At 38.2% G+C, this 8,317-nt stretch carries 8 protein-coding genes; 3 read left to right on the top strand and 5 right to left on the bottom strand.

What is annotated here, in order from left to right; genetic code table 11:
• Window positions 1-245: hypothetical protein (locus tag ACEN4N_RS10600; protein WP_407094204.1), on the bottom strand; the 245-nt coding region annotated here is incomplete at its 3' end.
• Window positions 246-249: 4 nt separating this feature from the next.
• Complete coding sequence (locus tag ACEN4N_RS10595; protein ID WP_407094203.1) at window positions 250-1,164, bottom strand: nuclease-related domain-containing protein; 915 nt, start codon at window positions 1,162-1,164, stop codon at window positions 250-252.
• Between the two features lie 511 nt (window positions 1,165-1,675).
• Between ACEN4N_RS10595 and ACEN4N_RS10590 the strand changes: the two genes are divergently transcribed.
• A complete protein-coding gene (locus ACEN4N_RS10590) occupies window positions 1,676-1,939 on the top strand; it encodes a metalloregulator ArsR/SmtB family transcription factor (protein WP_338487613.1) in 264 nt (87 codons plus the stop codon).
• Window positions 1,940-2,030: 91 nt separating this feature from the next.
• The gene (locus tag ACEN4N_RS10585) at window positions 2,031-2,885 is read left to right on the top strand and encodes a DegV family protein (protein ID WP_407094202.1); all 855 of its coding nucleotides are present in this window, start codon (window positions 2,031-2,033) and stop codon (window positions 2,883-2,885) included.
• Between the two features lie 37 nt (window positions 2,886-2,922).
• On the opposite strand, the gene ACEN4N_RS10580 is transcribed toward ACEN4N_RS10585, so the two are convergent.
• The 3 genes from ACEN4N_RS10580 to ACEN4N_RS10570 are packed head-to-tail and all read right to left on the bottom strand — an operon-like array spanning window position 2,923 to window position 7,785.
• Entirely contained in the window at window positions 2,923-4,320 is a 1,398-nt protein-coding gene (locus ACEN4N_RS10580; RefSeq protein WP_407094201.1) for a tellurite resistance TerB C-terminal domain-containing protein, read from the bottom strand.
• Window positions 4,321-4,340: 20 nt separating this feature from the next.
• A complete protein-coding gene (locus ACEN4N_RS10575; RefSeq protein WP_407094200.1) occupies window positions 4,341-6,455 on the bottom strand; it encodes a DEAD/DEAH box helicase in 2,115 nt (704 codons plus the stop codon).
• Window position 6,456: 1 nt separating this feature from the next.
• Window positions 6,457-7,785 carry an ATP-binding protein gene (locus ACEN4N_RS10570; protein ID WP_407094199.1) on the bottom strand — a complete coding sequence of 443 codons (1,329 nt, stop codon included), beginning with the start codon at window positions 7,783-7,785 and terminating at the stop codon, window positions 6,457-6,459.
• Between the two features lie 175 nt (window positions 7,786-7,960).
• Between ACEN4N_RS10570 and ACEN4N_RS10565 the strand changes: the two genes are divergently transcribed.
• Window positions 7,961-8,179: a hypothetical protein gene (locus ACEN4N_RS10565; protein WP_407094198.1), complete on the top strand. Its 219-nt coding sequence runs from the start codon at window positions 7,961-7,963 to the stop codon at window positions 8,177-8,179.
• Window positions 8,180-8,317 lie beyond the last annotated feature (138 nt).

Here is an 8,317-nt window from a genome sequence, read left to right as displayed (position 1 = left end):
TCGATATTAATTGATTTCCACGAAAATTGGGAAAATAACGCTCGGACATTCTTACAAGTGTAATGTGCATGATGACCAGATGATATAACTACATTGAGACTTTTACACAAGATTATGGACTTGACACAAACCGCAACTCCATTTGGTTTGAGTTGACCGAACTTAGGACAAACCGCAACTCCATTTGGCTTGAGTTGAGCTAACTCAGGATAAACGGCAATTCCATTTGGCTCAAGACGACCCACTATCTCATATTTGAATATCATAATACAAGCTGCTCGTCGCACCAATTATCTTATATCGACTTGTTAGGGCTCTAGAAATTGTTCGTTCGCTGATTAACTTACCACAAAACTCATAGATATTACGTCGTGTCAGCATTTCCGGGTGGTCGTAATACATGTAGCGTAATTGATAAGCGGTTCGCAGTGCTGCTTCGTGCTTATGTTCGGTTGTTAAGCAGCTACGACACTGTATGCTTTTATACTTAGATTGCGTCTCAAAACTTCCGCACGCTTTACAAGTAATACCTTTTCGCAATTCAGCAAAAGATTCGAGTGGCAATGATTTCGGTACAAAAGGCGACGTTGCTTGATGTTTTTTCAAAACTCGAGACACACGATCGAACTTTTGGTTCGATAGGGGGTAATCATTCCTTTCGCGAAACTTTCGTATAAATCGCTGCAATTGATTACGCATAACAACATCGAATTCATTACCATTTTTCAAGCGCACATCACTATGCTCATTAATAAACACCATCGCGCCAACTACTTTTATCTCTGTGCTCACTTCGGCAGCAATGTGGCGAATCCGATTCAACCGATGATTCATTTTAGCAACTTGATCGTCACTCATCAGACGCCCGTTAATATAACATTCTCTATCCTTATACTCAAAAAGACCATGATAATTTTTCACTTCTATAACAAGCCACTCCTGTTCAGAAATCACTAACATATCCGCTTCCATGAGCTTGCCGTGATTAAACCAATAATTCGAAACATAATGCCAATGCTCACTGCCGTACTTTTTGAACCACTCCAATTGCTCATTCTCACCTCGAAAGCCCTGCTCTAAATTATAAAACTCTTTCTCCATCTCTTTACTTAAAAGTGCTTCACGAGTTCCACAAATTAATAACTGTTCCAACTTTTTACTCATTTAAAATTTTCACCTCCATATATAGATACGTAAAAAACACTGAATTCCATTTTTATTTTTTTAAAAAAGTTAAATAAAATAAGCCACTTAAAAAGCAGCCTTTAAAAACCTAATAATAATGTTAAAAAAATATTCTAGTTTTAATATAATTCAAATAAGCGCATATGTTCAGCGCCCATTCAAAATACATTCTTACAAAAAAATATCCACTAAATATAATAATTTTATAGCAATATCTGAGTCACTAGAGTATTATATAATTATATTAAAAAATTGTAACTTGGATGTTTTTTCGTGAAAAATACTAAAGTAACAATCACATATTCAGGTAAACTTTAAGTTAAATTAGACGATACTGGCGGCTTAGTGAATGAAGAAATTAAAAACAGAGCCATGGAAGAAATTGCCAACGATATTAATTTTGTTATATTTACCATCTGTTAATTTACTTAAAATTTAACTTATTACAATTTTATTATAATTAACGAATTTTAACTAAGGAGGATATAGTATGAGTATGGATTATGACGCATGCGCGAATTTACTTAAATCAATCAGTCATCCAATCAGGCTTTCACTCGTGAAGGTGTTATCTGACTGTGAAGAAATGAGTGTTGGCTCGATTCAAAAGGTCTTAGACTTACCGCAATCGACTGTCTCACAACAATTAATGAAATTAAAACAAGTAAATGCTGTATCAACACGCCGAGAAGGAACGAGAATTTACTACAAATTGATTGACCACCGTATAAAACAAATCATTGAAATACTATAATACTCGTCATTTATAGAATTCCTTTAGCCGTTACATTGTGGTATTATGAACTAAAGTTCGCTTATCAACTCAATAACCTATGGAGGCTATTATGACAAAATTTATTATTACCGCTGAAAGCGGATCTGATCTACCCAAAGAGCTAGTCGAACGTTACGGTGTACGCATCATTCCTATGCACGTCACAATGGGAGATGAGACACGCCCGGATGGTACTTTCCCAGTTGAAGAAGTCTTTGATTTCTATGAAAAGACTGGCACACTGCCTAAGACTGCTGGAAGTACTCCTGACGACAATGCAAAATGCTTCCGTCAAATTTTTGAGGAATATCCTAATGCACATATTATTCATATTGCATATTCTGCAGTAACAACCGTCTCATTTAACGCAGCTAAAATTGCTGCGGAAGACTTTGAAAATATTCATCTCGTTGACAGCAAAAATGTGGCGATTGGCCAAACTGCCATTATCAAAGCAACTGCTGAATATATTGAAAATCATCCAGACGCAAGTCCTGAAGATATCATTGCCTTTGTTGAAAATATCCGCGAACGTACGCGTTTTATATTTCTACCAAATACATTGTTATATCTAAAAGCCGGTGGACGCGTATCAAACTTAGCTTTTCATGGTGCTGCACTTCTTAATATTCACCCAACCATTGTCATCGAAGATGGTTACTTAGTGTCAGGAAAAAAATACCGCGGTAACTTTGACCGTTGCATTAAAAAAATGATCGCTGATTTCTTTAACACTTATAACATTGATCCAGAAACAGTGATGGTCTGTGGCTCACCGGGTGTGAGTGATGAAAATAAAGATTTAGTGTACAGTCTGTTAAGCCAACACAATGTGAATACAGATCAATGGTTTGACACTGGAGCAGTTATATCAAGTCATGGTGGACCTGGTGCGATTGGTCTTCTAGGAATTGAAAGAGAATAATTACGAAAACAAAACCCACTCAGCCGAGTGGGTTTTATTAGTCTAACTCAGAAAAATCATTCTCAACAAGTTCATTTAATTCATCAATATAAAATTCATCGACAACAATCTCATCACCTTCGACTACAACTACCTGATCTCCAAAAGCATCATATAGAAATTGATTCACGGCATGAATAAAGGCATTGAGTAACGTCCCATTTTCTCGACATGTTTCTGTCACTTCAGTCACGCTGAGTGATGTTTCCTTTACAAGTCGTCTCACAAATTCTTTATAAGTTTGATTTTCATCTACGGGTTGGTCCTTAGCTTCAGTCACTTCACTCACTTCGACTTCAACTTGCTCTTCTTCGAAATCATCTTCGCCTACAAAATCACTAATCATATTCACAACTGAAGATAAGTCTTTTTGTGAATCGGATATTTTTGTTGGATTTAATCGGATAACTTTAGGTTGTTTCTTCGTTGCGACTTCGATTAGTGAAGCATTGTGAGCCATAATTGCTTCAAATACCGCCTTACGGAAGCGACGGCTAAGATTGTCCTCATCGGCCTCAACTCTAATCTGACGCATTTTGTGTTTTTTCCGAATTGTATTTTCTGCTATTTTTAATAAGGATGACATGAAGCGATGATATTTATTCTCAGCAGATGGGTTTAAAGGACGCTTCACAATACGGTAAATAAACCGATTGCGTTTATCACTGCGCGTAGGTCCCTCTTCCCATTTGTCAGAAGTAATAATTTCCCAATAGTTTAAATAGAGGGAAACAATCTCATCTTTATGCTCACCTAGCCAAGGTTTTGTTGTCCTTGGTGTGGTTGATTGCATAATATTTAATTGAACTTGGGTCATGTCGTTTTCCTCACGGTACTTCCCGTCCATGTCCCACCACACTTCTTCTGTCCCGTATTCAGTCAGTCCAAATAACTGACGAAATTCAGGACTTGCAGGTGGTAAGTCTCTTAAAAATTGCTCCATGACAGCACCGATGACATTTAAATCCGATGGTTCAAAGGCTTGTTCAAGTAAATAAGTATCGTAACTTGAATAGGTGTTATAACTAGGTAGGTAATGATAAATAATATGTGTGCGTAAATACTTAAACAAGGCTTGGAACAGGTAATTGTTATCAAAGGCATAAGTCGTTGATCGTCGCATAAATTTCCTTAAGTTTTTTCGTCTCTTTTCAAAGTGGTGTTCTAAAGCTTTCATGACTTCCAAATATAAAGAAGTCACAAGGTCTTGAAACTCACTCGAATAGACTAACTCATCATAATAACGGTCGACTTCAACAAATTCTAGCCAATCAATCCCTTTATCAATTGGTTTCGCAAATTGGATTTTCTCCGGAATCTCATCGGTTACATCAAATATATCTTCAAGATTATTACTTTTCCAATTTTTAATGGCGTCATAACGAATGAATTTCATCGAACACCCTCCTTTCAAAATTATTCTATCTCACTAAGATAAGCAAAAACAGTCATCAAGTCCAGTTGATTTTCAATCACATAATCGATCATTAAAGAACGTGGGACAAGCTGTTGGTATTTTAAATGATTTGTTTCACCTAAGAGTAAGGAATCTTCACGGTCAAAGAAATCATAAAATTGCTGATAAGTCACAAGTGTATCGCGAATTTCCTGCATTGTCCGGTCCAAATCTTTCCCCATTAACGTGGTCGCATGTAGGTCGTTTATTCGAACGCGCTGGCCGGTAAACAATTCAATCATGTAAGCCAGTGTCCGGTTTGCTTTCGAACCTAGAAAAGTGACTAACCACGGGTCCCCTTGATCCGTTAATTGATAATAAAAACCATCTCGGTAGACGATCTTATCTGCAAGATGGTTTAACGTCGAACGGATTTCACCGCTGTAACGAGATTGGTCGTCCCGGTAAAGTATCTCTCGCATTCTTTGTCTCACGATATTGGACACATCTTGCCGATCCCGTGATTCAAAGTAAGCTTCCCCGACTTTCGCAGGCATGACATGAACTTGTTTCTGTTCAAATTCAATGCCCAAAATTCGCCAGACTTTCCCACTTAATAAAATATTGTCCCCAGGTCTTAAGCCTGGTTCTAAGGCAATCGTTCCAATATGTTGCAACTGGTGATAGACTCTTAGTTCCGGTTCTGTAAAGAATTGCGTATAAAACTCAGCCATTCGAAGTAGAGGCTGCGCTTCATACCCAGAAATCAATTCAAAGTTATCGAGTAACTCTAAGTATTCTTTGGACAGCATACTGTCAATTAATTCATTGATTTCCTCTTCCGTAATCTTTTCCCAAACTTTCCCACGTCTTAATTCGGTTAATAAATTAGGTCGCGTTAGCCCATTATGTTCAATGACTAGAGAAATAATTTGATGTGCTAAGACGTCATAAGGTTTATTCACGGCAGGTGTGTTATCCAGTTGCCCTTCCTCTAACAATTCAATTGTCGCTAAGCCTTGAAGTAAACTCCAAGGTTCATTGGCTATAAAGCGCAGTTTATTCACACCCGTTCGCCGTCCACTTCGCCCAATTCTTTGAGAAAGGGTCGACACATTGGGTGGCGCCCCGTATTGAACCACACTATCAACGGAACCAATATCAATTCCCAATTCTAAAGTAGATGTACAAGTGATTGTAAATTTACGTCCGCGACTTTCTTTTGCGAATTCTTCAGCGAATAATCGCGTTTGTTTAGGTAAAGAGGCATGATGAACAAAATACGAACTGAAATTCCGCATATCCGTCTCTGCTCTTTGATTTAAATTAGACCCGATCTTCTCAACTTTATTACGACTATTTGGGAAAACTAACATCGACTCCTTCAAAGAAGCTTGATAAATCACATCCATCTCTTGTTTGAAAGAATGCATATCCCCTTTTGCTTTAGGAAAATAAAACACTTGGTGCTCCTTTTCATTCGCACCTCTATCAACAATGATACTCGTATCGCGTTGATTTTGAAAAAAGCTCTTCAAATTAATGTAGTCATCTTGATTAAGTGTGGCAGAAAGACCTATACAACGTGGTTCTCTTTGTGTATAAGTTGCTAAACGATTTAATAAAGATTGCAATTGTATGCCTCGGTTCTCACCTAAAAAGCTATGGATTTCATCAATAATAATCCAATCTGTTTCAGCGAATAATGTCCGAGCCTCATGTGGTCGTCCAACGAGCATTGCTTCAATGGACTCCGGCGTAATTAACACGATACCATTCGGTTTCTTCAGTAATTTCTTCTTCTTAGACGAATTGGCTTCGCCATGCCAACTCGTAACGGTAATACCCATCTCACTACACAAAGACATCAAGCGTTTGAATTGGTCGTTAATTAGAGCTATGAGAGGTGAGATATACACTATTCGAACGCCCGTATCCCAATCTTCAATACTATTCATCGCAGGTAAGAAGGCCGCTTCAGTCTTTCCTGAAGCCGTCGGTGCAGCAATCACAAAGTTATTTGGACTTTCTTGGGCAAAGGTAATCGCCTTTTTCTGAATAGGTCGCAATTCTTGCCAGCCACTTTGATAAATATACTCTCTTAGTGAGCGGTTCAAACGTGAGAAAGCATCCATATTAAATTACCTCGATGATATCGTCATGATCGTCTTCATCTTTTTCTACTGGTGCGCTTAACTCACCAAATTTACTCTCAAGCGCCTCTGAAGCTTTCACTCCTGGGTTTTGACGCATGATCGCGAGTATTTCCATAAAATCTTTAATGACAGCCCGCGGTGTTAAAAATTCTGCAGCACCTGGTCGGTTTAATTGGGCTTCCATATAGCGAATAATTTCTGCTTCAGGAAAATCTATTTCTATACCGTAATTCACTTGATACACATTGAGTAAGTTTGCTAATAACGTATAAATTTCCTCATTCGTTAGAGGTTTCAAAGCCAAAGCTGTTCGGTCTGTATTGATATATTCAGAATCTAAACTTTCTTCTAATCCGAGTCTTCCTTGAAGAGCTCCGTAACTCGCCATTCCACGGCGTTGGTCGTAAACTGTCTTACGAGTCGCTCCGAAGTTTACAAATAATCCCCGTGCCACATCTGATTTACACTCATTATATATATTTAACACACGCTCGTAATTGCGTTCTCTAGAAATTCCATTCGCTAATTTATATAAATTAACCGCTTCATCAAAATTCACCACAAAGCCACTGTAACCAATATCTAAGAATAACTCAGCCATTGTTTTCAGAGCGTCATACCAATTATCATCTTTAATAATTTGGTTAATCCCAAGCTCTTTTTTACTTTCGGTGACTGTGCGAATATCTCCTCGTAACCAGCGTATTGCTTGAACCGTTAGCTGGCGTTGATTGTTAATTAAGCCGTGATAGTATTTGATTAAAGCTTGGCCTAATTCATAAGATAAGCCGACAGATTTGAAAGAGGTAGTAATATCTAGAATGGTATTTTCAACATCAGTCGCATACTTCGGATCCATCATATCAGCTTGACTGATGCCTTTCCCTGCCCCAACCTTTTGAAAAACAGTCATCAGCCACTCTTCGATAATTGTGTTTAAAACATTACCGGATTGCGCTGTTTTAGTAACTAAATTATTCATAATTTCTTTATATAAGGCAACGGCACTACCATCACTCGCATATAATCGACGGTTCGGTGTTAAATCAACCGTTGAACTCACAAAGTTTTTTTGTTGAGCTAAATTTTGAATGGTTTGTAGCATGAAACTTTTCCCGCTACCAAAATCTCCAACCCAAATTCGCAAATCACTATTTCCTTCTGAAACAGATTCTAAGATACGAATAACTTCTTCCACTTCGTTGCGTCGGCCCACTAATAGATGTTCAATCCCTCTTGTTGGAACGACACCTGCCTCCAAAGCTTTAATAATATTATCTGCGTCTTTACGTCTAACTTTCACCGCCATTAAATACACTCCCTTTTAAAAACTATACGCCCCGATTATAGCATAACACAAGGCTTAAACCAAACGTTTGTTCTGTCTTTGTAGGCGGATTTTTTGCGAATGGAACTGGAGACAAACCAATGATTCATTTGGCTTGAGGTGGAGCAACTTAGGATAAACCGTATCGCCATTTGGCTTGAGTTGGGGTAACTCAGGACAAACCGCTCGACCATTTGGCTTGAGTTGGGGTAACTTAGGACAAACCGCTCATCCATTTGGCTTGAGTTGGAGCAACTTAGGACAAACCGCTCATCCATTTGGCTTGAGTTGGGGTAACTCAGGACAAACCGTATCTCCATTTGGCTTGAGTTGGAGCAACTCAGGACAAACCGCTCGTTCTATACTGGTCCTATGAACGTGGACAAACTGAGCCACACTCATTTCATTCGTGAACTAAGTTTATTTCTGTCATAATAATCGTAGACTCAAAGGTATAAAGACTAAATATTTGTAGACAATCCGTCATACGTTGAAATTTTTAGTGAACCAAAAA

Source organism: Ruoffia sp. FAM 20857 (genome assembly GCF_045528645.1).
In the GTDB taxonomy this organism is placed as follows: domain Bacteria; phylum Bacillota; class Bacilli; order Lactobacillales; family Aerococcaceae; genus Ruoffia; species Ruoffia halotolerans.
This window is presented reverse-complemented; position numbering and strand designations above follow the sequence as displayed.

What these genes read in the sequence shown, in the direction of transcription:
- ACEN4N_RS10595 (WP_407094203.1), bottom strand. Translation starts at nt 1,164, where the DNA reads ATGAGTAAAAAGTTGGAACAGTTATTAATTTGTGGAACTCGTGAAGCA.
- ACEN4N_RS10590 (WP_338487613.1), top strand. Translation starts at nt 1,676, where the DNA reads ATGAGTATGGATTATGACGCATGCGCGAATTTACTTAAATCAATCAGT.
- ACEN4N_RS10585 (WP_407094202.1), top strand. Translation starts at nt 2,031, where the DNA reads ATGACAAAATTTATTATTACCGCTGAAAGCGGATCTGATCTACCCAAA.
- ACEN4N_RS10580 (WP_407094201.1), bottom strand. Translation starts at nt 4,320, where the DNA reads ATGAAATTCATTCGTTATGACGCCATTAAAAATTGGAAAAGTAATAAT.
- ACEN4N_RS10575 (WP_407094200.1), bottom strand. Translation starts at nt 6,455, where the DNA reads ATGGATGCTTTCTCACGTTTGAACCGCTCACTAAGAGAGTATATTTAT.
- ACEN4N_RS10570 (WP_407094199.1), bottom strand. Translation starts at nt 7,785, where the DNA reads ATGGCGGTGAAAGTTAGACGTAAAGACGCAGATAATATTATTAAAGCT.